The following is a 22,296-nucleotide window of genomic DNA, read 5'->3' on the forward strand; positions in this document are numbered from 1 at the left end:
ATCGCCGCGACGGTCCGGTCACGTCACGGAATGGATCCGGCTCGCGGTCGCTGTCGCTCCGTTGGCCGGGATGACGCTGAGGAATTAAGTGCCTGGCTGTGCTAGACCATGATGCCGAGAAGTGCGAAGCGGCTTTTGGACGACATCATGGTCTATCTGATTGATTGGCGCATGTGTGCGACGCCAAGTGATCCCACTTGGCTGCAAATGGCCTCTAGACGAACTGGACCTGCACGATCTCGTAGCCGCGCGCGCCGCCCGGCGCGTTGACTTCCACCGCGTCGCCGACTTCCTTGCCGATCAGCGCGCGCGCGATGGGCGAGGAAATGGAGATGCGGCCGGACTTCACGTCCGCTTCCTGGTCGCCGACGATCTGGTAGGTCTTCTTCTCTTCCGTATCCTCGTCGACGAGAACCACGGTGGCGCCGAACTTGATCTTGTCGCCCGAGAGCTTCGACACGTCGATCACCTCGGCGCGCGCGATCAGGTCCTCCAGCTCGGCGACCCGGCCCTCGTTGAGGCTCTGCGACTCCTTGGCGGCGTGGTATTCCGCATTTTCGGACAAGTCGCCATGGGAGCGCGCCTCGGAGATCGCCTCGATGATGCGTGGACGCTCCTCCTGCTGGCGCCAGCGCAATTCCTCCTTCAGGGTTTCGAATCCCCCACCGGTCATCGGCACCTTGTTCATGGCTCTCCTTTCCGCGTCCGCCCCCGCCTTTTCGGGAGCGGCTTCTGTCGACAGGTACAAAAAGAAAACGGCCCGGCAGGTCGAACTGACGGAACCGTCTCACCATAGATTCTTCAAATATAGCGATCTTCGCGCGCTTTTCACGCCCAAAAATTCAGTCGGCTGATTTTGGTTGCGCTTCAGCCGCGGAAAATGAAGGCGGCTCCAATGGCGATCAGCGCGAAACCGAAAGCATGGTTCCAGGTCAGCGCCTCTTTCAGGTAGAATACGGAAAAGACCGCGAAAACCGACAGCGTCACCACCTCCTGGATCGTCTTCAGCTCCGCCGCCGGATAGGCCTGGCTGCCGATGCGGTTGGCCGGCACCGCAAGCCAGTATTCGAAGAAGGCGATGCCCCAGCTCGCGATCACCGCGATCCAGATCGGCGAGGTCTTGAACTTCAGGTGCCCGTACCAGGCGAACGTCATGAACACGTTCGAGGCAACGAGCATCAGCACGGGCAGCACGCGGGGCGAAAGCAGCAGGGCCATCGGGAAAACCGTGGAATGAGGGCGGGAACGCCTTGTTGCGCCTCGCGCGAAGCCGGTCAACCGGATTCGCGCCGCCTCGCCCCAACTTCGCCGAACCGTGACAAAGCCGTAACCCATTGTGATCGAAAGGCGATCGCGCGCGGGCAACCTTGGCGGTGCGATGTCGTTTAGGCCTCATGACGGCACCCGGACTTCGCAAGATTGCCGCCCTTTTTGTCTCGGTCGTGGCCCTTTCGCTGGCCACCGCGCCGTCTTCGGCCAGATCGCACAGGCATCCCGGATCGCATGGGCATTTGAGATCGTACGGGCAGGATTGGCCGCGCCTGCCGGCCACGGCGCCGCTGCCGGAATTGAAGGAAGAGGCGGCTCCCGTCGCGCCCGAACCGCCGCAGCAGCAACCGCCCGCCTCCACCGAAGCCCCTGTCCCTCAGCCGCGGCCAGCCGATGCGCAGGAGGAGCAGAAGCCGGGCACCCCGCCCGAGCAGGCGCCGAAACCGCCGGAGAAGCCGGCGGACGCCGAAAAGGAGGCAGGACCGCCGGAGCCGAAACCGGTCGCGCCCGATCCGCGTTCGAATGAAGTGCCGGCGGACAAGATGCCCGCCGGGGAACTGGCCTGCCGCGACAGGCTGAAGGCGCTCGGCGTTTCCTTCGAGGAGCATGGTCCCGAACACGATCCCGGCATCGGCTGTTCCATCCCCTACCCGCTGATCGTGAAGAATCTGGGCGCCTCGATCGCCCTCGAGCCCGACGCCGAGATGAACTGCGCCATGGCCGAAGCCGCCGCCCGCTTCGCCGGCGAAGTCGTGTCGCCGGCCGCCAAGGCCGAACTCGGCTCGCCCGTGAAGACGATCGGGCAGGCGTCCGCCTATGTCTGCCGGCCGCGCCATGCCGGCGGCAAGTTGTCGGAGCACGCCTTCGGCAACGCGCTCGACATCGCCCGCTTCACGCTGGAGGACGGCACGGCGGTGGACGTGAAGCCGTCGCCGTCCGAGAAGGAAAAGAAGTTCCTCGACAAGGTGCGCAACGCAGCCTGCGGACCGTTCAAGACCGTGCTCGGCCCCGGCAGCGACGCCGACCATGAATTGCACCTGCATCTCGACCTGCAACCGCGCCGCGACGGCGGCGCCTTCTGCGACTGAGCGCGGCCGCAATTTGGCCGCAGCGATGAATTCCGACGCTGATCTTTCCTTTACCGTTGCCGCTTAGAATCGCTTCCCGAGGGGACGGGAACCGACGATGGCGAAGATATTTTGCGCCGCGGCGACGCTCGCGGCCCGGACATTGCGGCACATGCGATTTGCCTCTCCGATGCTGGCGGCAGCCGCCGTCGCGGCGGTCTCGGCCTGCACGACCGGCGATGTCTTCAACCTGACGCCTGCGGTCGATGTCGGCACGCAGACCGCAGCCGTGGCGCCCTATCCCGAGCTACGCCGGCAACTGCCGCCCGCGCCCATGAACCAGCCGGCGGCCCCGGTGGAGCAGTCCTATCCGGACCCGGCTTCGCCGGATGCGCCGCAGGACCCGGGCGCGGAAGCCGCATCGGCACCCGAAATGTCGCAGCCGGCGATTTCGGATCCCGCCATTTCCGAACCGGCCGTTTCCGGCCCTGCCATGGCCGAACCGGCAGCGCCTGCGCCCGCAGCGCCCGCGCCGGTGATGACGGTCGCCTATCCGCGCATCGATCGCCCCGCCCTGCCGTCCGATCAGTTCCCGGCGGACGAGGTCGATTGCCGCAGGGAACTGAAGCGGCTGCGCGTGACCTATACCGACATTCCGCCGATCCAGGGCCGCGGCCAGTGCGGCATCGCGCATCCGGTCAGGGTCACCGCGATCGGCTCCATCCAGATGAGGCCGGCCGCGACGCTCACCTGCAACATGGCCGCCACCTTCGCCTCATGGACAAAGAACGAACTGGTTCCGGCCGCACGCTGGCGCTACTGGTCGGGAGTCAGGGCCATCCGTGCGGGCTCCTATTCCTGCCGCAACATCGCCGGCGAGCGCACCCTGTCCGAACATGGAAAGGGCAACGCCATCGATGTGATGAGCATCGACCTGACCAACGGCGACAATATCGACGTGCGCAAGCCCGGCCTGTTCGCCTTCCGCACGCGCGGCTTCCTCAACACCGTGCGCGCCGACGGTTGCCAGTACTTCACCACCGTGCTCGGTCCCGGCTACAATTACGACCATCGCAACCACTTCCATTTCGACATCAAGAACCGGCGCAACGGCTACCGCGCCTGCCGCTAGCCGGCCGGAGCCGAAAACACCCGGCCAACAATGCGGTAGCGCCGGATGGTGAGTCCGTTCGGCAGCGGCCGCCTTGCGAAGCGGCCGGCCGTCCGCGCGGTGACGCCCGTTTCGCGCCGGTTCGGGGCTTGGCCGAATTTGTGCGGCGCTAGGTGATTCCACCTTGCCGCAAAATGCTCTATTGAGCCTCCATCATGATCTATATCGAAATCGCCATCGTGGTCGTGCTCATCTGCGTGAACGGCCTCCTGTCGATGTCCGAACTCGCCATCGTTTCCGCCCGTCCGGCCCGCCTGAAAGCCATGATCGACCGTGGCGTGCGCGGTGCGGCAAGCGCGCTGGAACTTGGCGGCGACCCCGGGAAATTCCTGTCTTCGGTACAGATCGGCATCACCCTGGTCGGCGTGCTGTCGGGCGCGTTCTCCGGCGCCACGCTCGGCCAGAGGCTGTCTGCCTTCCTGGCTTCCGCGGGCCTGAGCAGCCGCCTTGCCGACCCGATCGGCGTCGGCGTTGTCGTGGCCGTCATCACCTATTTCTCGCTGGTGGCGGGCGAATTGGTGCCCAAGCAGATCGCGCTGCGCAATCCCGAGCGCGTCGCGGTGAGGGCCGCGCCCGCCATGCGGACGCTGGCCAGGATCGCAGCCCCTCTGGTGTTCCTGCTCGACGTCTCCAGCCGGGGACTGCTGTGGCTACTCGGCCAGCACGGCGCCGGCGAGGAGAAGGTGACCGACGACGAGATCAAGATGCTGGTCGCCGAAGCCGAGCACCACGGCACCATCGAATCGGACGAGCGCCGCATGATCGCCGGCGTGATGCGCCTCGGCGACCGAGCCGTGCGCGCGGTGATGACGCCGCGCACCGAGGTCGACTGGATCAATCTGGAGGCCGGCGACGCCGCCATCCGCAAGCTTCTGACGGACACGCAGCACTCGCGCCTGCCGGCGGGCGAAGGCGTCGACGCCATGGTGGGCGTGGTCCAGACCCGCGAGGTCCTGGCCTCGCTGCTGGCCGGGCGCGCCTTCGACGTCCGCAAATTCGTGCGCGCCGCGCCGATCGTCTACGACCAGGCCGACGCGCTCGACGTGCTGGCCCGGCTGAAGGAATCGGACGTGCCGATGGCGCTCGTCCACGACGAGTACGGCCATTTCGAGGGCATCGTCACGCCAGCCGACATATTGGAGGCGATCACCGGCGTGTTCCGCTCCGACCTCGACGCGGGCGACGAGGAGGAAAACGCCGTGCAGCGCGAGGACGGCTCATGGCTGCTCGCCGGCTACATGCCGGCCGACGAGATGGCCGACCTGCTCGGCATCGACCTGCCGGAGGACCGCGACTACGAGACCGTCGCCGGCCACGTGCTGTCCTACCTGCATCACCTGCCCACCACCGGCGAGACGGTGGACGCCGGCGGCTGGCGCTTCGAGGTGGTGGACATGGACGGGCGCCGCATCGACAAGGTCATCGCCACGCGCCTCGTTCCCGGCCAGCGGGAAGTGATGTTCTGACCTGCAGCATCGGCATGAAAAAAGGGCGGCATCGCTGCCGCCCTTGAGCTTCCTTGGGAGGAATCTTTGCCTGATTTGAGGCTCAGGCAGCCTTCGCTTCTTCCGCGACGGCCTCGTCGGCCCGGGCCTTTTTCAGGAGCTTCGCCCACCAGGCGACGTCGTTGACCAGCGCCTGCGCCGTCTGGTTGAGGTGTTCCAGCTCCTCCAGCTTCTTCTCGTCCTGCTTGACGGCGATGTAATCGCCCCAGGTGATGTGGACCGCCGACTTCACCGGCACCATCTGCTGCTCGATGACGTTCAGGCGAAGCTGCTCGATGGCGCGCGCGGCGCCGACGCCGCCATAGCCAACAAAGCCGACGGGCTTCTTGTTCCATTCGGTGACGGCATAGTCGAGGGCGTTCTTGAGCACCGCCGTCGGGCCGTGCGTGTATTCTGCGGCGACGACGATGAACCCGTCGAGGTCCTGCACCTTCTTCTGCCAGCGCAACGCCACTTCGTTCTGCGACGGCACCCAGGCAGACGACGCGACCTCGTCGAAGAACGGCATCGGATAGTCGCGCAGGTCCACGACCTCGACCTCGATGTCGGCATGGGACTTGGCGATCTTGGCGATCCATTCGGTGGGCTTGTCGGCGAAGCGCGCGGCGCGCGTCGAACCGACGATGATGCCGATTTTCGGCTTGGACATGGGGGGCTCCTTTGAAAGTCTGGTATCCAATAGATACCTGCGCTATATGAGAGACCATGAACCCGATATGCAAGGAGGCACTTTTTTGAAACCTGCGCACCTTCACAACACCGAGGACTGCCGCGCCGTCTCGGAAATCCTGCAGCGCATCGGCGACAAATGGTCCCTGCTGGTCGTGCGCCGGCTGGGCGACGGCCCCATGCGCTTCAACGAATTGCGGCATGCGATCGGCGGCATCTCGCAGAAAATGCTGACGACCACGCTGCGCTCGCTGGAGCGCGACGGCTTCGTCACCCGCACCGTCTTCCCCACGATCCCACCGCGCGTGGACTACGAGCTGACCGATCTCGGGCGCGAATTGCTGGTTCCGGTCAAGGGCTTGGCGGAATGGGCCATGGCCAATATGAGCCGCGTCAATGCGGCCCGGCGGCGCTTCGACGGCGAGATGGCGGCCTGAACGGCTCTAAATGTCTCAGGCTTCGGGCGGCACCGGCTTGGGCCTGCCGGTCTCGTCCAGCGCCACCATGACGAAGTCGGCATGCGTGACCTTCTCCATGATGTCGGAGAGGTAACGCTGCGCCCAGGCTTCGACCTTGAGCACCATCGAGGTGCGGCCCACCCGGTCAATATGCGAATAGATGCACAGTGTGTCGCCGATTTTCATCGGCTTGGCGAAGGACATTTCCTTCACCGCCGCCGTCACCACGCGGCCGCGGGCACGCTCGGCGGCGCGGATGCCGCAGGCAAGGTCCATCTGCGCCATCACCCAGCCGCCGAAAATGTCGCCGGCCGCATTGGCGTCCGAAGGCATGGCCAGCGTCCTCAGCGTCAGTTCCCCGAGCGGCTTGCTTCCGTCCACATAGTGCACCATCGATGAGTTCCCTTCCGCGTCGCCGTGGCTGATGCCGTAGCCCCGCGCCGGCGGCGCGTCAACGCCGCACCGCCGTACAACGGCACCCCTCCCCACGAGGCGAGGCAAGGGCGGCGACCGTCGCTTTTTTCACAGCGAATGCCGGTCGCCTTGATGCCCCCCGCCGGGCCCAGCCGCTACGCTGCCATGGATTCGGCGCGGATTCCGCAGGTTATGCAGACTTACGACTTCGTCATCGTCGGCTCCGGCTCGGCCGGCTCGGTGCTGGCCGAAAGGCTTTCCGCCTCGGGCCGCCTCTCGGTGCTGGTTCTGGAAGCCGGCGGCAGCGACCGCCGCTTCTACGTGCAGATGCCGCTGGGCTACGGCAAGACCTTCTTCGACCCTGCCGTCAACTGGAACTATCGCGCTGAGCCCGACTCCGGCCTCGCCGGCAATGCCGACCACTGGCCGCGCGGCAAGCTGCTGGGCGGTTCGAGCTCGATCAACGCCATGGTCTGGATCCGCGGCGCGCGCGAGGATTTCGATGCCTGGGAGGCGGCCGGCAATCCCGGCTGGGGCTACCGGGACGTGCTGCCGGCCTTCAAGGCCATCGAGCACAACCAGGCCGGCGCCGACGAATGGCGCGGCCAGGACGGTCCGGTCCACGTCACCGACAACCGCGAAAAAATCCATCCGCTGACCCGGCGCTATCTCGCCGCCGCCCAGATGGCCGGATTGCCGCTGAACGAGGACTTCAACGGCGCGCGCCAGGAAGGCGTCGGCGTCTACCAGATCAGCACCCGCAACGGCCGGCGCATGTCGGCGGCGCGCGCTTTCCTGCTCCCGGCGATGCGCAGGAAGAACCTGCGCGTCGAGACCGGTGCGCACGCGACGAGGATCCTGTTCGACGGCAGGCGCGCCGTCGGCGTCGAATACCGCCAGAACGGCGAGACGAAGCGGGCGCTCTCCGGCCGCGAGGTGATCGTCTCGGCAGGCTCGGTGAATTCCCCGCAACTGCTGCAATTGTCGGGCGTGGGCCCGGCCGAACTGCTTGCCGGGCTCGATATCCCGGTGGTGCAGGCGCTGGAGAATGTCGGCCGCAACCTCCAGGACCACCAGGGCATCAACTACACCTGGAAAGGCAAGGTGCCGACGCTCAACCAGATCCTGCGTCCCTGGTGGGGCAAGGCGCTGGTCGGCACGCGCTATCTGCTGATGCGCACGGGGCCGCTTTCCATGTCGATGAACCAGGGCGGCGGTTTTTTCCGCACCGATCCGGACCAGCCGCGCCCCAACATGCAGCTTTACTTCCAGGCCTTCTCGACCGTCATCCCGAGGAGCGGCGAGCGGCCGATCCTGTCGCCGGACCCGTGGCCGGGCTTCTCCATCGGCCTGTCGAACTGCCGGCCTTCCAGCCGGGGCGAGATCATGATCCGCTCGGCTGATCCCTTTGCCGCGCCGCGGATCTCGCCGAACGCCTATTCCACCAACGAGGACGTCTCGGAAATGCTCGACGCGGTGAAATTCCTGCGCCGCATCGCCGCCCAGCCGCCCATCGCCGAGATCATCGAGGAAGAGGTTTTGCCCGGTCCTTCAATCACTTCCGACGCCGACCTGATTCAGGATTTCAGGAAGCGTTCGGGCACCGTCTATCATCCGGTCTCGACCTGCCGCATGGGGCCGGATCCGGCGCGCGCCGTCGTCGATCCGCGCCTGCGCGTGCACGGGCTTTCGGGTCTGCGCGTCATCGATGCGTCCATTTTTCCCGACAACATCGCCGGCAACACCAACGCCGCGTCCATCATGACCGGCTGGAAAGGCGCCCAGATGGTCCTGGAGGATTGGAGCCAGTGAAGCAGGCCACCCCTTATTCGCCGGGCGGGGCGCAGCAGAGGAGACAAGCATGAAAATCACCGACGTAAAGACCTTCGTCGTCGGCAACCCGCCGCCAGGCATCGGCGGCAAATATTTCATCTTCGTCAGGCTGACGACCGATTCCAACGTGGTCGGCTACGGCGAGGCCTACAACGCCACCTTCTCGGCCCATGTCACCGCCCGCATGATCGAGGACCTGGCCGAACGCTATCTCGTCGGCCGCGACCCGCACGACGTCGAGAACCTGTTCCGCCGCTGCTATTCCTCCGGCTTCACACAGCGTCCGGACGTTTCCGTCATGGGCTGCTGTTCGGCGCTGGAGATGGCCTGCTGGGACATCATCGGCAAGGAGGCCGACAAGCCGGTCTACAAGCTGCTGGGCGGGCAGGTGCACGAGAAGCTGCGCTCCTACACCTATCTCTATCCCGAAAAAGGCAGCGTGCATTCCGAGGACGCGCAGGGCAGGAACGTCTACAACGATCCCGACATGGCGGCCGAATGCGCGGCCGGTTACGTGGCCCAGGGCTTCAACGCGGTGAAGCTCGACCCCGCAGGTCCCTATACGGCCTTCGACGGCCACCAGCCGCGGCTCGTCGACATCGACCTTTCCGCGCGCATGCTGAAGGCGATCCGCGAGGCGGTGGGCACCAAGGCCGACATATTGTTCGGCACCCACGGCCAGTTCACCGCCTCGGGCGCGCTGCGCATGGCCCGCGCCATCGAACCCTACGACCCGCTCTGGTTCGAGGAGCCGGTGCCGCCGGACATGCCCGAGGTGATGGCCGAGGTGGCGCGCGGCACGAAAATCCCCATCGCCACCGGAGAGCGGCTGACCACCAAGACCGAATTCGCCCGCGTCATCGAAAACCGCGCCGCGACCATCCTCCAGCCCGACCTCGGCCGCTCGGGCGGCATTCTCGAGACCAAGAAGATCGCCGGCATGGCCGAGGCCTACCATATCCAGATCGCCCCGCATTGCTATTGCGGGCCGATCGTGGGCGCGGCCAATATCCAGCTTGCGGTGACGCTGCCCAATTTCCTTATCCTGGAATCCCTGAAGCAATGGGACGGCTTCCACGCCAGGCTGCTGAAGAAGAAGATCGAATGGCAGGACGGCTGGGTGATCCCCTCGAAGGAACCCGGCCTCGGCGTCGAACTGGACGAGGCGGTGTGCGAGGCGCACCCATGGACCGGCGACCAGCTCCACCTGCAGATGATGCAGGAACCGCTGATGCCGTGACGGCTAAGCCAGCGTCTCCGTAGCGAAGATCGGCTGCCCGGGATCCGTCAAATGTTCCGGAATGGATCCCGGCTCGCGCTCGCTATCGCTCCCTTGGCCGGGATGGCGGTGTTGGCGTCATCCCGCAAGCGAGCCGAGCGAAGTGAAGGCGATGCTGTCCGGAACCTCTCCAGGCACCCCACGGCCGTCGGCATATACCGCTTCCCCCTCGTGCCTGCCCGAATCAGTATCTGAGCGTCAGGGCGCCCGGCAGCATTTCGAACATGGCCGGGATGCGCCCCGGGGACTCGCCGTCGATATCGACCAGGGCGGCGTTCTCCTCCCCGTCCCCGATCGGCTCGACGGTCACCTTGCGGCCGCGCAGGATGGTGATCGCCGGATGGTTGCGGTGCTGCCCGCCATAGACGAGGCGGATGTCGCGGATCAGCCCCAGCTTGCCGGCCGCCTTCAGGATGACGATCTCGAACTGCCCGTCGTCCAGCGCGGCGTCGGGCGCCACCATCATGCCGCCGCCGAAGTACCTGCCATTGGCCACCGCCACCAGCGCCATGCGCGCCTCGAACGGTTCGCCCTCGTCGATGGCGATGCGCACGTTCTGGAACCGGTAGCGCACGAACTCGGCCACGGTGCGCCAATAGAACAGCGCCTTGGCCGAAACCCGGCCCTTGCGCTTGTCAGCGTTTACCGCGCGGTCGGTCGCGCCGGACAGGCCGAGGCTGGCGATGTTGATGAAATGCCGGCTGGCCAGCGCGCCATGGTCGTCGACATAGGAGATGCGGCCGGCATCGATTTTGCGGCCCTTGGCTTCGGCGATGCGCCTGACCAGGGCGTCGAGGTCCTGCGGCAGGCCGAGCCCGCGGGCGAAGTCGATGCCGGTGCCGCAGGGAATCAGCCCCAGTTCGGCGGCGCCGCAGCCCTCGTCCGCCGCCTGCAGCAGCCCGTCGGCGACCTCGCTGGCGGTGCCGTCGCCGCCGGCCGCGATGACGAGCCCGAAGCCGTCCACGGCGAAATCCAGCGCCAGCCGCTCGGCGTCGCCGCAAGCCTGCGTCTCGCGCAATTCGACCTCGCCGAAATGCCGCTTCAGCGCCGAGACCAGGCGCGGCCGCTCGCGCTCCAGCCCTCCGCCGCCGGCCACCGGATTGAGGATCACCCCCACTTTCAAGCGTGCCCTCCCGGTTTCGCTGCCGATACTCCGCTATTGAAGCGCCAACAGGCTTTGGCCGGCAAGATCAAAAGCACAAACTCCACCCATACGGCACCGGGAGCGATTCATTGGACCAGCATGCCGCCCGCTTCACAGAAATCGGCAAATCTGGCATAGAGCGGCCGCGCCGGATAAACGGCGTTTCTCGAAAGTCCGCTGCCTTGCATCCCGCAATCGAAATCATCGGCGCGGCCGCCGCGCTCATCACCACGCTCGGCTGGATACCGCAGGTGACGAAGGTCGCCCGCGAGCGCAGGGCCGACGACATCTCGCTGTCGGCAACCAGCGCCATCGCGGCCGGTGTCCTGCTATGGACGCTCTACGGCCTGCTGATCGGCTCCTGGCCGGTCATCATCGCCAACGCCGCCACCTTCCTGTTCGTCATCGCCATCGTCGGCATGAAGCTGCGCTTCGGCTGACCCCGGCCCGAACACCGCCTCGATCCGCGAAAGCACCGTGCGCCGCAGCGCGCCATCCAGCGCCTCGACCGGAAGCAGATGCTCGCGGGCTCCGTCCGGCCGACGGTAGAAGAAGTGCATGCGATAGGCGCCGACCGCCCCCATGGTCGCGGCATCCACGCTCACCTCCGCCGTCAGCACCGCGCCGAGACGCAGCGGCCATGGCTGCAAGGGCAGCGCCGTGCCCAGAAAATCGCCGAGCCCATAGACCACGACCGCGCTGCCGATACGCTCGACCGGCTGCACGACATGGGCATGGCCGCCGACGATCAGCGCCGCGCCCTGCCCTGTCAGCCGGCTGGCCAGCGCCCGCGTCCCGGCCTGCGGGAAATGCCGGAACTCGCGGTCCCAATGCGGCAGGGCGCAGACGAGATCGGCCGATTCCGCTAGCGGCAGGTCGGGGTTCATCGCCACCCGGCCGTCGAAACCGGAGGCTCCGGTGTTGCGCCACATCGTGAAAGCGGACAGGCCGAGCCTGAGCGGCCCGACATTCACGATGGGCGCGTCGCGCGTCGTCCCGGCGAAGCGGATGCCGAGCCGCGCGAGGCTGGCGCGTGTCTCCTCGAACCCTTCGGCGCCTTGGTCGAGCGCGTGGTTGTTGGCGAGCGAGAGCACCAGCCTTTTCCGCTGGATGCCGGCGGCCTCCAGCGCCTCGGCCAGAAACGTCTCGGTCATTGCATGCCGCGTGCCGATCCGGGTGCCGAATCTCGCGTATGGCCGCGCCACCACCGGACTTTCACATGTGCCCACGACCAGATCGGCCGAAGCCAGCAGCGCGGAGATCGAGGGATCGACGACCGGCGCGGCGCGGTTTGCCACGGCCGAGATATCGCCGACAAAGGCCAGACGCACGCTTCGGGCCGGTGGCGGCGTCAGCGATGCCGAGACCGGGGCGAAATCGCCCGCCTTGCCGGCCAGCGACGGACGCAGCAGGCGCGGCAGCCATGTCAGCTTGTAGCAGAGAGGAAAATTAGACACGCCGCATTCGCCCTTTTGCCGCCTGTGTAGCTTTTGCACCGGTCCGCGAAAAGAGCCGCGCCGAACAGTCCCGCGCTGCTGACACCCTCATGTCAGGAAGGGGCGCGGAATCCGGCTGGACCGGACGGCGACCCTTTCCATTTGGCCTGACTCCGCCCATATTCGGGCCATGGCCAAATCCTCCGAAAAGAAATCGCCGTCTCAGGCAGATGGAAACCGTGCGGCGCCGAAAAAGCGCGGCAACGGCGTGACCGATTTCCTCGACGCGTCCGAACCCCTGCATCGCGGCGGCTTCGGCGAGGCGCCGCAGGCGGAATTCACCGGCGCGCCGCTCTCCGGCTCGATCTCGGATTGGGCCGAGCAGATTTCGCAGGAAGCGGAGAAGGAAGGACGCCAGGCAATCTCACCCTCGAGGGGGGACATTGGCAAATCGCCTAAACCTTCAAAAAAGATCCCGGAGAAGAGCGCCTCCCCCACCCGCACGGCGCGCGGCACCTCCATGGGCGGCGCGGCCAGCGCCAAGGAGCGCGCGGCGGTCGGCCTCAATCCGGTGGCGGGGCTGGATATCTCGCTGGAAGACGCCGAGACGATTTCCAATTCCGGCGTCACCGCCACGGTCAAGGCCCTGGCCGACCTGATCGAAAGCGGCAACCCGCTGCACAAGAACGGCGTGCTGTGGACGCCGCACCGCCCCGAACGGCCGGAGAAATCCGAGGGCGGCATCGCCATCAGGATGGACACGGAATTCAAGCCGTCCGGCGACCAGCCGACCGCCATCAAGGACCTCGTCGAAGGCATCGCCAACGAGGACCGCACGCAGGTGCTGCTCGGCGTCACCGGCTCGGGCAAGACCTTCACCATGGCCAAGGTGATCGAGGAAACGCAGCGCCCTGCCCTGATCCTCGCGCCCAACAAGACGCTGGCCGCCCAGCTCTATGCCGAGTTCAAGAAGTTCTTCCCCGAGAACGCGGTGGAGTATTTCGTCTCCTACTACGACTACTACCAGCCGGAAGCCTACGTTCCGCGCACCGACACCTATATCGAGAAGGAAAGCTCGATCAACGAGCAGATCGACCGCATGCGCCACTCGGCCACGCGCTCGCTGCTGGAGCGCGACGACGTCATCATCGTCGCTTCCGTCTCCTGCATCTACGGTATCGGCTCGGTCGAGACCTATACCGCGATGACCTTCCAGATGACGATCGGCGACCGGCTCGACCAGCGCCAGCTCCTCGCCGACCTCGTCGCCCAGCAATACAAGCGGCAGGATCTGAACTTCGTGCGCGGCTCGTTCCGCGTGCGCGGCGACACCATCGAGATCTTCCCCGCCCACCTCGAGGATCGCGGCTGGCGCATTTCCATGTTCGGCGACGAGATCGAGGCGATCACCGAGTTCGATCCGCTGACCGGCGCCAAGACCGGCGACCTGAAATCGGTCAAGATCTACGCCAACTCGCACTACGTCACGCCGCGCCCGACCTTGAATCAGGCCATCAAGTCGATCAAGGAAGAGCTGCAGCACCGCCTGCAAGAGCTTGAAAAGGCTGGCCGCCTGCTCGAGGCGCAGCGGCTGGAGCAGCGCACCCGCTTCGATCTGGAGATGCTGGAGGCGACCGGCTCCTGCGCCGGCATCGAGAACTATTCGCGCTATCTCACCGGCCGCCAGCCGGGCGATCCGCCGCCGACGCTGTTCGAATATGTGCCGGACAACGCGCTGATCTTCATCGACGAGAGCCATGTCACCGTGCCGCAGATCGGCGGCATGTACCGGGGTGACTTCCGCCGCAAGGCGACGCTGGCCGAATACGGCTTCCGCCTGCCCTCCTGCATGGACAACCGGCCGCTGCGCTTCGAGGAGTGGGACGCCATGCGCCCGCTCACCGTCGCCGTTTCGGCCACGCCGGGCGGCTGGGAACTTGACCAGTCCGGCGGCGTCTTCGCCGAGCAGGTCATCCGTCCGACCGGCCTGATCGACCCGCCGGTCGAGGTGCGTCCGGCCAAGAGCCAGGTGGACGACGTGGTCGGCGAGATCCGCGAGACCACGGCCAAGGGCTATCGCACGCTGGTGACGGTGCTGACCAAGCGCATGGCCGAGGACCTGACCGAGTACCTGCACGAGCAGGGCGTGCGCGTGCGCTACATGCACTCCGACATCGACACGCTGGAGCGCATCGAGATCCTGCGCGACCTGCGCCTCGGCGCCTTCGACGTGCTGGTCGGCATCAACCTGCTGCGCGAGGGCCTCGACATTCCCGAATGCGGCTTCGTCGCCATCCTCGACGCCGACAAGGAAGGGTTCCTGCGCTCGGAGACATCGCTGATCCAGACCATCGGCCGCGCGGCGCGCAACGTGGACGGCAAGGTCATCCTCTATGCCGACCAGATCACCGGCTCGATGGAGCGGGCGATGGTCGAGACCAACCGCCGCCGCGAGAAGCAGCTCGAATACAACGAAGCCAACGGCATCACCCCGGAATCGGTCAAGTCGCGCATCGCCGACATCCTCGATTCGGTCTACGAGAAGGACCATGTCCGCGCCGACATCTCCGACTTCGCCGCCGACGGCAACATGGTCGGCAACAACCTCAAGGCGCATCTGGAAGCGCTGGACAAGCAGATGCGCGACGCCGCCGCCGACCTCGATTTCGAGAAGGCCGCCCGCATCCGCGACGAGATCAAGCGCCTGCGCGATCTGGAACTCGCCGTTTCGGACGACCCGCTGGCGCGCTATGCGGAAATGGAAAGCCCTGTCTCCGGCCGCGAGAAGGGCAAGCACAACAAGGGCCGCGAGCGGCACCGGACCGTGGACGACGGGACCGAAAGCGGTTCGCTGTTCCGCAAGCCGCACCTGGACGAGATGGGCGCCGACGGCGCCGTGCCGGTGAAGAAGCCGTTGTTCGCGAAACCCTCGCTGGACGACATGGGCCCCGGCACCGACACGCAGACGCCGGCCGGAGCGGTTTCGCGCTCGCTGTTCAAGAAGCAGTCGGCGCGCGAGGCGCATGGCTCGGACTACGGCGTGCCCGGCGAACGCGAGAAATCGTTGTTCAGGAAAAACACGCTGGACGAGATGACGGTGCGGCGCACCGAGAAGCCGGTCCAGGGTGCTATTCCGGCGAAGCCGCAAGGCCGACCGGCCGCCGCCGATCGTTCGGTGCCGCCCCGCGACGCCGAAGGCGCGCAAAGGGAAAAGGGGCGGAGCGAGCCGCGAAGCGGCGACAGCGTGAGCGACAAACCCGTCAGGCGCGAGCGAGCCGGCATCGGCTCCTACGAGGACCCGGCCGACGCCGTGCGCCAGAAACGCAGGCCCGGCAAGACCGGCCGGCCAGGCCGCTGAAGGGCGCCTGAAGCAAAAAGATGTCGGCGGCATGTCGGATCGCCCACTCGCCCCACGTCCTTTGGGGGCTTGCAACCGAAGACAGGAGGACCGCATGACGGACACCAACGCACAGCCCGCGCAGCAGCAGATGCCGAAAGCGCTCGGCGGGCTGACGCCTTACCTGCAACTCGACGGCGCGCTGAAGGCGGCCGAATTCTACGCCAAGGCCTTTGGCGCCGAGCAGGTCTATGTCGTGCCGCCGGACGAGAAGGGCCGCACCATGCACGTCCATCTCTACATCAACGGCTCCAGCCTGATGATCTCCGATGCCTTCCCCGAGCACGGCCATCCGCACAAGCCCATCCAGGGCTGCACCATGCAACTGCACCTGACCAACGACAATATCGACCGCTGGTGGCAGCGCGCCGTCGATGCCGGTTGCGAGGTGGCGGTGCCGCTTCAGGTCATGTTCTGGGGCGACCGCTGGGGTCTGGTGCGCGACCCGTTCGGCGTCGAATGGGGCCTGAACGCTCCGGTCAAGGCATAGGAGGCTGACATGACTTATGTCGATGGTTTCGTGCTCGCCGTGGCCAAGGCGAAGCTCGACGACTACAAGGAAATGGCCCGGAAGGCCGGCGAGGTGTGGATGGAGTATGGCGCGCTCAGCTATGTCGAGTGCATCGGCGACGATGTGCCCTATGGCGAGCTGACCTCGTTTCCGCGCGCGGTGCAGGCCAAGGACGACGAGATCGTCGTCTTTTCCTGGGTCACCTACAAATCGCGCAAGGATCGTGACGAGATCCTCGCCAAGGTCATGGTCGATCCTCGCATCAAGACCAACTTCGAGACCATGCCCTTCGACGGCAAGCGCCTGATCTATGGCGGCTTCGAGAGCTTCATCGAGCTTTAGCTGCGGTGACATTCATGGATCGGGCGCTTGAAATAGTCAGGCGGGCGCCCGATCTACGTTCGAGGCCGAAACAGACCCGGACCCGCCATGCCTGCCCTTCCCCCGGCGCCAGAACTGAAGCCGTCCACCGTCAGCCGCCGCCAGCTTTTCGGCCTTGCCGCCGCGCTCGCCCTGGCGCCCTCGCTGGCCACGGCCGCCGGCAAGAAGGCATTGTTCTGGCAGTTGCGCGGCCCAGGCGAAGCCAACGGCGTGCTGTTCGGCTATGAGCGCATCAACGCCAACCTCGCCCCGGACGTGGTGGCCGACGGCAATGGCTATGTCGATGCGGCGAAGCAGATCCTCGTCGATGTCGGGCCGAAAGTGGTGCTCCCGAAGAGCAATCTCGACCGCAAGGCCATAACGCCGATCCTCAAGCTGCTCGATGCCCAGACCGCCGACCGGCTGCGCGCCATCTTCTCCACCTCGCCGCAACTGGCCTCTGTCGTGGACACGCTTTCCGGCGTGGAGGCGACGGTGCTTCTGATGGGCGAAGGCCAGCACCGGCCGGAGCCGACCGTCGGCGGCGTCATCATGGGGAGCGCCAAGCAGAAGGGTCTCGCCGTCAGGCAACTCGTCTCCGACGAGGAATTCCAGGAACTGGGCCGCAACGTCGACCTTACCGCCATCAACCGGGCGATCGACCAGCCGAAGATCGCCTATCTGCTCGAAACGCGCCACCGCGTCGGCCCCATCGGCGCCCATCTCGAAAAGCTCTACGTCCAGCGCCAGAGCGACGAGTTGCAGCGCTTCAACGAGGACGTGCGCCTGCACGGCATCCCGACGCCGGGCCTGTGGGTGGACCAGCCGAAACTGACCGGGCTGCTGCTGGCTCGCCTGACCGATCAGCTCCGGACGATCGGGCCCGAGCCGTTCTTCGCCATGGCGCCGATCAGCCTGCTGACCGGGCAACAGGGCCTTCTCGCCGCACTGGCAGCCAGGGACATAGCGGTGTCGTTGCCGTCGTGAGGCTCAGGCGAGCCGGTCGATCAGCGGCTTGAGCCGGTCGCCGTAGCGCTTCCACAGATCGACGGACCCCTTGTACATGGGCTGGCGCACCTGCGCGGCCGAGGCCGTGCGCACCTGCCGCTGGTTCTCGTGGAAGGAAAGCACCGCATCGTCCCATGGCAGGCCGAGATAATCCATCAGCGCCCGCGTCTGCCCTTCCTGGTCGGCGACGAAATCCTCGTAGCGCACGTCGTGCACCACCCCCGGCAGCACCTCGTGCCAATGCGCCATCATGTCGGCGTAGAGGTTGTGGAAGTCGGCTAGTTCCGCGAGGTCGTAGCTGTAGAGATGGCCGTCATTGCGGAAATTGGTCTTGAAGATCGACAGGCAGGTCGCCACCGGATTGCGCGCGCAATGCACGATCTTCGCCTTCGGCAGCATCAGGTGCAGGAAGCCGATCAGCATGAAGTTGCCGGGCATCTTGTCGGTGACGTGCCGGTAGCCCGGATAACGGGCATGCAGCATGTCCAGATAGTCGTGGCCGGCATCGGCGAAGACCTTGTCCGGCATGTCGGCGATGCCGGCCGGGAAGCCGCCCTTCATGTCGAGCGGAAAGCCCTTGCCGACCGCCGTCTTCAGGATGGTCAGCTCGCCCGCGCCGAACACCTTCGGATGGCTGGAGATGATCTGCTCGACCAGCGTCGTGCCGGAACGCGGCATGCCGACCACGAAGATCGGCGTGTCGTCGTCTATGGCGCTCGGCTTGTGCGCGGCGAAGAACGCCTTGCTGAAGGTGGCCTTCATCGCCTCGAATTCGCGCCGGGTCTTTTCGCCGTCATAGGCGATGCCCTTGCGGCGGATCGCGTTGGCTTCGGCGAAATAGTCGAAGGCGCGCCCATAGTCCTTCAGGTCGTCATGGACCTTGCCGAGGCCGAAGGAAAGCTGCATGCGCTCCAGGCTGCCGGCCGGCACCCTGTCGTGCAGCGAGACCATGGAGGAAAGCTCGGCATCCGCTTCCCGCTGCTGCTTGACCTGCGCGAGCATCTGCCATGCGGTCGCCATGCGGGTCTCGACGCCGAGCGCGCGACGGAACATTTCGGCCGCCTCGTCCAGCCGGCCCTTTTCCATCAGGGCGACGCCGAAGCCATGCAGCGCCTCGGCGTCCTTGGGGCGGATCGCCAGGGCTTCCTCGAACGCGGCCAGCGCCTCGTCCAGACGGCCGGCTTCCATCAGCGTGTCGGCGAGGCCGAGCCGGGCGCGGACATGGAAGGGATTGCGGCCGACCGTGCCGCGAAACACCTCCAGCGCCGCCTCGAACTGGCCGAGCTGCTTCAGCGCGGTGCCGAGATTGTCGCGCGCCGCCGGCATGTCGGGCCGTGCGGCCACGGCCTTGCGGAAAGCTTCCGCGGCCGCTCCGACACGGCCGAGATCGCGCAGCACCGCGCCGTGATTGTTGAGGAAATCGGGATTCTCCGGCTCCGCCTTCACCGAGCGCTCGATCAGCGCCAGCCCCTCGGCCCGCCGCCCGGTCTGGTGCATCAGCAGCCCGAGGAAATGGGCCGCCGCCGCATGGTCCGGCCGCGCGGCCAGAACCTGGCCATAGAGCGCCTCGGCCTGCTGCGCGCGCCCGGCCTGATGCAGCGCGAGCGCCTGGCGCACCGCGGCGTCGAGCGCCGCGCCGCGCGGCGGCTGCGTGCCTCGTCCGGAACCGCCGGCTCCGCCCTTGGCGCCCTCTCGTCTTCTCGAAGCCCTGTTGATGGGAGACCTGCCCTATCTTCGTTTCGCTTCGGCGTAGGCCAGGAAGCGCCAAGTTTCAAGGCGTTTCGATGGAACGGCGCCCGGTTTTGGCGCACGCGCCCTGGCCCATTTTCTTGTACCTATGCTTAGGCGCTTCTGGCCGATACCCGTCTTGCCGATCGGCGGTATGAGGGGCAACTTGCCGGGCTTGTCGCCGGTATCTTGCAAGCTTCACATTTCCGTGCAATAAATTTCGTGTTCGGGCATTTGCGACCCGGAGACTGGAACGTTTGCGCGACCCTTTCCCCGACACTGTGAATCTCTGACGGCCCCGTTTTCGGCGGGGGTTTTTGTCGTGCGCGAATGCATGATCGCCGAAAGAACCAACCGGAACTGTCTTCCGGCGCCAGGCGGCGGGCAGGACCAGATACTGAATGGGTGGAAGGAGTTTCCCCAATGGCCCAGACCGGCACCGTCAAGTTCTTCAACACCACCAAAGGCTTCGGCTTCATCACCCCCGACGACGGGGCCAAGGACGTGTTCGTCCACATCTCGGCGATCGAGAAGTCGGGCATGCGCACGCTCATCGACGGCCAGAAGGTCACCTTCGACGTCGAGCCCGACCGTATGGGCAAGGGCCCCAAGGCAGTCAACCTGCGGGCGGCCTGAGCAGCCGGCAGTTCCCGAAATGGAAAAGGCGTGGCGGTTCCCGCAGCGCCTTTCCCCTGAGCGAGGCCGGATTCCCGACCGGCCGGCCTCGCCGAATCAGGCCTGGAGGCGGCGGCGAATCGCTCGAAAGTTTCGCTTGCCGATGGCCATAAAATAAACGACAAATTTCCATTCCGGGCGCTTGCGGGCCTGGAAATGGACTGATGGGGTTCAAAGGAGTTACCCATGCCGCAGACCGGCACTGTCAAATTCTTCAACCACGCCAAGGGTTTCGGCTTCATCACGCCGGACGACGGAGCGAAGGACGTCTTCGTTCACATCTCGGCCGTGCAAGCGTCGGGACTGCCTGGCCTTGAGGATGGACAGAAAGTGACATTCGATACCGAGCCGGACAAGCGCGGCAAGGGTCCGAAGGCCGTCAACCTGACGATTGGCGGCTGATTGCGCTCCGCATAGCGGATCGATCGGACGCTTCGGCAATCGGCCGGCGCGCGGATTTTTAAAGCCAAGGCGAGAAAAGCGCTGGCCTCGGACGAATGGGCCGGCGGCCGTTTTTGGCCCGATTGCCCCGTTCCTGTGCAACCGGACCGCGCAATCGGGCCTTTTTCGGCTGTTTATGGCGGCTTGGCCGCGTTTTCAGGAACTTTTTCGTTCAGCCTCCGTTCAGCCACGGACTCCTATTAATGCCCCCAACACCGGGCCTTTGCCCCGCCCGAGGGGCCGGCCGGAACGAAGGAGACCGTGATGAACCGTTTTCTCAAGACAGCAATTCTCGGCGTGGGCGTCGGCGCGATGTCGCTGACCGCCTTGTCGGCCGCCAATGCCGATGACTGGCGCTGGCGGCGTCACCATCATGGCAACGATGCCGCGATCGCCGGCATAGCCGGACTCGCGGCCGGCGCCCTGATCGGCGGAGCAATCGCCTCGCAGCCGTCCGGCCCCGCTTACTATGACGACCCGGCCTATGACGACTATTACGACAGGCCGTCCTATGTCTACGACAGGCCCGCCTATGTCGTGCGCCGCGCTCCGGTGCGGGTGGTCCGCGAATATTATTCCGGCGGCCTGCAACCCTGGACCCGGCCCTGGTACAATTACTGCGCGAACCGCTACCGCAGCTTCGATGAACGCTCCGGCACCTTTATCGGCTATGATGGCCAGCAGCATTTCTGCGTCGCCAACTGACGCTTGCGCGTTTCCGGAGCGGCGACGCTCCGGCGCGTCTTCTCTGCTCGACTGAAAGCGCCGTCCTTCGTGGACGGCGGCTTTTTGCGCGCTCAGGTCAGGAAGGGATTGCCGCGCCGCTCCTCGCCGAAGCGCCCGCCGGGACCGTGGCCGCAGAGGAAGCCGACATCGTCGCCGAGCGGCAGCAGCTTCTCCTTGATCGAGCGGATGAGCGCCGCGTGATCGCCGCCCGGCAGGTCGGTGCGCCCGACGGAGCCGCGGAACAGCACGTCGCCGACATGGGCGAAATTCGCGTCCCTGTCGTAGAAGACGACATGGCCCGGCGCATGGCCGGGACAATGCAGCACCTCGAAGACATGATCGCCGAACGAAACGGTTTCGCCTTCGCTCAGGAAGCGATCCGGCACGCAGTTTTGCGCGCCGGCGATGCCGTAGCGCCTGCCCTGTTCCTCCAGATTGTCGAGCAAAGGCTTGTCGGCCTCGTGCGGGCCGACGATCTCGACGCCGCCCAGCGCTTCCTTCAGCGCCATGGCCCCGCCCGCATGGTCGATATGGCCATGCGTGATCCAGATCGCCTCGGCCTCGATGCCGTTGTCCTTCAGCGCCGCGAGAATGCGGTCCACATCGCCGCCCGGGTCGACCACGACGCCCTTCTTCGTATCCATGTCGAACAGGATCGTGCAGTTCTGCTGGAACGGGGTGACCGGAACAATGCCGGCATTGAGCTGACCCATCGGAAATTTCCTCGTTTCGCGAGGTGATTTAGGTGCTTGAGCAGCTTGCGTCTACATAATCGAGGAAATGAAACGGACGAGAACGAAAATGGGCGGCCGAAGCCGCCCATCTGCAATACAGAGGCTCGACGCCTATTTCTTCATGGCGTTCATGATCGCCCCGACGATCCCGGTCAGGATCGCGCCGCCGCCCACGCCGCCGACGATGTTGTTGAGGTTGAGCGACGCGCCCAGCCCCTGAGCCGCCTGGGCGACCGCCGCCGGATCGACGCTGCCGCCGAGGATGCTGTTGAGGATGGCCCCGCCGGCTACGCCGCCGATGGCGCCGCTCAGGATCTTGGCGACTTGTCCCATCGCCGCCTGCTTGAGCGCCGCACCCACTGCCTGCCCACCGATAACGCCGGTGACAACCTGAACGATGATCGGAAGAAGAGTCTCCATGTTGCCGTTCCCTCCTTGGCATCAGCCTTCGCGTGGCTGACGCCGATCATG

Annotated in this window: 23 protein-coding genes; 14 read left to right on the forward strand and 9 right to left on the reverse strand. The window is 65.9% G+C overall.

Going from position 1 to position 22,296, the window contains the following annotated elements:
• Positions 1-214: 214 nt before the first annotated feature.
• Both greA and QU595_RS17840 read right to left on the reverse strand, forming a co-directional pair.
• Positions 215-688 carry a transcription elongation factor GreA gene (greA, locus tag QU595_RS17835; RefSeq protein WP_315924312.1) on the reverse strand — a complete coding sequence of 158 codons (474 nt, stop codon included), beginning with the start codon at positions 686-688 and terminating at the stop codon, positions 215-217.
• A 179-nt stretch (positions 689-867) separates the two neighbouring features.
• Positions 868-1,218, reverse strand: a complete 351-nt coding sequence (locus QU595_RS17840) for a DMT family protein (RefSeq protein WP_315924314.1) — start codon at positions 1,216-1,218, stop codon at positions 868-870.
• A 176-nt stretch (positions 1,219-1,394) separates the two neighbouring features.
• Between QU595_RS17840 and QU595_RS17845 the strand changes: the two genes are divergently transcribed.
• From QU595_RS17845 to QU595_RS17855, 3 genes are all read left to right on the forward strand, one after another.
• The gene (locus tag QU595_RS17845; RefSeq protein WP_315924316.1) at positions 1,395-2,357 is read left to right on the forward strand and encodes an extensin family protein; all 963 of its coding nucleotides are present in this window, start codon (positions 1,395-1,397) and stop codon (positions 2,355-2,357) included.
• 97 nt (positions 2,358-2,454) lie between these two features.
• On the forward strand, positions 2,455-3,468 hold the full coding sequence (locus tag QU595_RS17850; RefSeq protein WP_315924318.1) for an extensin family protein: 1,014 nt from the start codon (positions 2,455-2,457) through the stop codon (positions 3,466-3,468).
• 194 nt (positions 3,469-3,662) lie between these two features.
• Positions 3,663-4,973 carry a hemolysin family protein gene (locus QU595_RS17855; protein WP_315924320.1) on the forward strand — a complete coding sequence of 437 codons (1,311 nt, stop codon included), beginning with the start codon at positions 3,663-3,665 and terminating at the stop codon, positions 4,971-4,973.
• Positions 4,974-5,055: 82 nt separating this feature from the next.
• On the opposite strand, the gene QU595_RS17860 is transcribed toward QU595_RS17855, so the two are convergent.
• The gene (locus QU595_RS17860; RefSeq protein ID WP_315924322.1) at positions 5,056-5,661 is read right to left on the reverse strand and encodes an NADPH-dependent FMN reductase; all 606 of its coding nucleotides are present in this window, start codon (positions 5,659-5,661) and stop codon (positions 5,056-5,058) included.
• An 85-nt stretch (positions 5,662-5,746) separates the two neighbouring features.
• Between QU595_RS17860 and QU595_RS17865 the strand changes: the two genes are divergently transcribed.
• Positions 5,747-6,118: a helix-turn-helix domain-containing protein gene (locus QU595_RS17865; protein WP_315924324.1), complete on the forward strand. Its 372-nt coding sequence runs from the start codon at positions 5,747-5,749 to the stop codon at positions 6,116-6,118.
• A gap of 15 nt (positions 6,119-6,133) precedes the next feature.
• Here QU595_RS17865 and QU595_RS17870 read toward each other — a convergent pair whose 3' ends face one another.
• Positions 6,134-6,532: an acyl-CoA thioesterase gene (locus QU595_RS17870; protein WP_315924326.1), complete on the reverse strand. Its 399-nt coding sequence runs from the start codon at positions 6,530-6,532 to the stop codon at positions 6,134-6,136.
• Positions 6,533-6,745: 213 nt separating this feature from the next.
• On the opposite strand from QU595_RS17870, the gene QU595_RS17875 reads away from it, so the two are divergent.
• Together QU595_RS17875 and QU595_RS17880 are read left to right on the forward strand one after the other, a co-directional pair.
• Positions 6,746-8,365, forward strand: coding sequence for a GMC family oxidoreductase (locus QU595_RS17875; protein WP_315924328.1), 1,620 nt, complete (start codon positions 6,746-6,748; stop codon positions 8,363-8,365).
• Between the two features lie 49 nt (positions 8,366-8,414).
• A complete protein-coding gene (locus QU595_RS17880; RefSeq protein WP_315924330.1) occupies positions 8,415-9,626 on the forward strand; it encodes a mandelate racemase/muconate lactonizing enzyme family protein in 1,212 nt (403 codons plus the stop codon).
• Between the two features lie 223 nt (positions 9,627-9,849).
• Here the strand turns inward: QU595_RS17880 and QU595_RS17885 are convergent, their stop codons facing one another.
• On the reverse strand, positions 9,850-10,782 hold the full coding sequence (locus tag QU595_RS17885; RefSeq protein WP_410000524.1) for a diacylglycerol/lipid kinase family protein: 933 nt from the start codon (positions 10,780-10,782) through the stop codon (positions 9,850-9,852).
• Positions 10,783-10,898: 116 nt separating this feature from the next.
• Between QU595_RS17885 and QU595_RS17890 the strand changes: the two genes are divergently transcribed.
• Entirely contained in the window at positions 10,899-11,249 is a 351-nt protein-coding gene (locus QU595_RS17890; RefSeq protein WP_315924333.1) for a SemiSWEET transporter, read from the forward strand.
• Here QU595_RS17890 and QU595_RS17895 read toward each other — a convergent pair.
• Positions 11,139-12,266 carry a CapA family protein gene (locus tag QU595_RS17895; protein WP_315924335.1) on the reverse strand — a complete coding sequence of 376 codons (1,128 nt, stop codon included), beginning with the start codon at positions 12,264-12,266 and terminating at the stop codon, positions 11,139-11,141. The two genes, QU595_RS17890 and QU595_RS17895, sit on opposite strands and share 111 nt — an antisense overlap.
• A gap of 169 nt (positions 12,267-12,435) precedes the next feature.
• On the opposite strand from QU595_RS17895, the gene uvrB reads away from it, so the two are divergent.
• The 4 genes from uvrB to QU595_RS17915 all read left to right on the forward strand — a co-directional run bounded on the left by uvrB (position 12,436) and on the right by QU595_RS17915 (position 17,500).
• Positions 12,436-15,603, forward strand: coding sequence for an excinuclease ABC subunit UvrB (gene uvrB, locus QU595_RS17900; protein WP_315924338.1), 3,168 nt, complete (start codon positions 12,436-12,438; stop codon positions 15,601-15,603).
• Between the two features lie 94 nt (positions 15,604-15,697).
• Complete coding sequence (locus QU595_RS17905) at positions 15,698-16,132, forward strand: glyoxalase/bleomycin resistance/extradiol dioxygenase family protein (RefSeq protein ID WP_315924340.1); 435 nt, start codon at positions 15,698-15,700, stop codon at positions 16,130-16,132.
• A 9-nt stretch (positions 16,133-16,141) separates the two neighbouring features.
• Positions 16,142-16,495 (forward strand): DUF1428 domain-containing protein, encoded by a 354-nt coding sequence (locus tag QU595_RS17910; RefSeq protein ID WP_315924342.1) that lies wholly within the window; start codon positions 16,142-16,144, stop codon positions 16,493-16,495.
• Between the two features lie 87 nt (positions 16,496-16,582).
• Positions 16,583-17,500, forward strand: a complete 918-nt coding sequence (locus QU595_RS17915; protein ID WP_315924344.1) for a hypothetical protein — start codon at positions 16,583-16,585, stop codon at positions 17,498-17,500.
• 3 nt (positions 17,501-17,503) lie between these two features.
• Here QU595_RS17915 and QU595_RS17920 read toward each other — a convergent pair whose 3' ends face one another.
• Positions 17,504-19,138, reverse strand: a complete 1,635-nt coding sequence (locus QU595_RS17920; RefSeq protein ID WP_315924346.1) for a tetratricopeptide repeat-containing sulfotransferase family protein — start codon at positions 19,136-19,138, stop codon at positions 17,504-17,506.
• A 534-nt stretch (positions 19,139-19,672) separates the two neighbouring features.
• On the opposite strand from QU595_RS17920, the gene QU595_RS17925 reads away from it, so the two are divergent.
• The 3 genes from QU595_RS17925 to QU595_RS17935 all read left to right on the forward strand — a co-directional run bounded on the left by QU595_RS17925 (position 19,673) and on the right by QU595_RS17935 (position 21,070).
• Positions 19,673-19,885, forward strand: coding sequence for a cold-shock protein (locus tag QU595_RS17925; RefSeq protein ID WP_315924348.1), 213 nt, complete (start codon positions 19,673-19,675; stop codon positions 19,883-19,885).
• Between the two features lie 225 nt (positions 19,886-20,110).
• Entirely contained in the window at positions 20,111-20,326 is a 216-nt protein-coding gene (locus QU595_RS17930) for a cold-shock protein (RefSeq protein WP_315924350.1), read from the forward strand.
• A 303-nt stretch (positions 20,327-20,629) separates the two neighbouring features.
• Positions 20,630-21,070: a BA14K family protein gene (locus QU595_RS17935; protein ID WP_315924352.1), complete on the forward strand. Its 441-nt coding sequence runs from the start codon at positions 20,630-20,632 to the stop codon at positions 21,068-21,070.
• Between the two features lie 92 nt (positions 21,071-21,162).
• Here QU595_RS17935 and QU595_RS17940 read toward each other — a convergent pair whose 3' ends face one another.
• The gene (locus tag QU595_RS17940) at positions 21,163-21,804 is read right to left on the reverse strand and encodes an MBL fold metallo-hydrolase (protein ID WP_315924353.1); all 642 of its coding nucleotides are present in this window, start codon (positions 21,802-21,804) and stop codon (positions 21,163-21,165) included.
• A gap of 132 nt (positions 21,805-21,936) precedes the next feature.
• A complete protein-coding gene (locus tag QU595_RS17945) occupies positions 21,937-22,245 on the reverse strand; it encodes a hypothetical protein (RefSeq protein WP_315924355.1) in 309 nt (102 codons plus the stop codon).
• Positions 22,246-22,296: the final 51 nt, after the last annotated feature.

The sequence above is a fragment of the Mesorhizobium sp. SP-1A genome, assembly GCF_032460275.1.
In the GTDB taxonomy this organism is placed as follows: Bacteria; Pseudomonadota; Alphaproteobacteria; order Rhizobiales; family Rhizobiaceae; genus Mesorhizobium.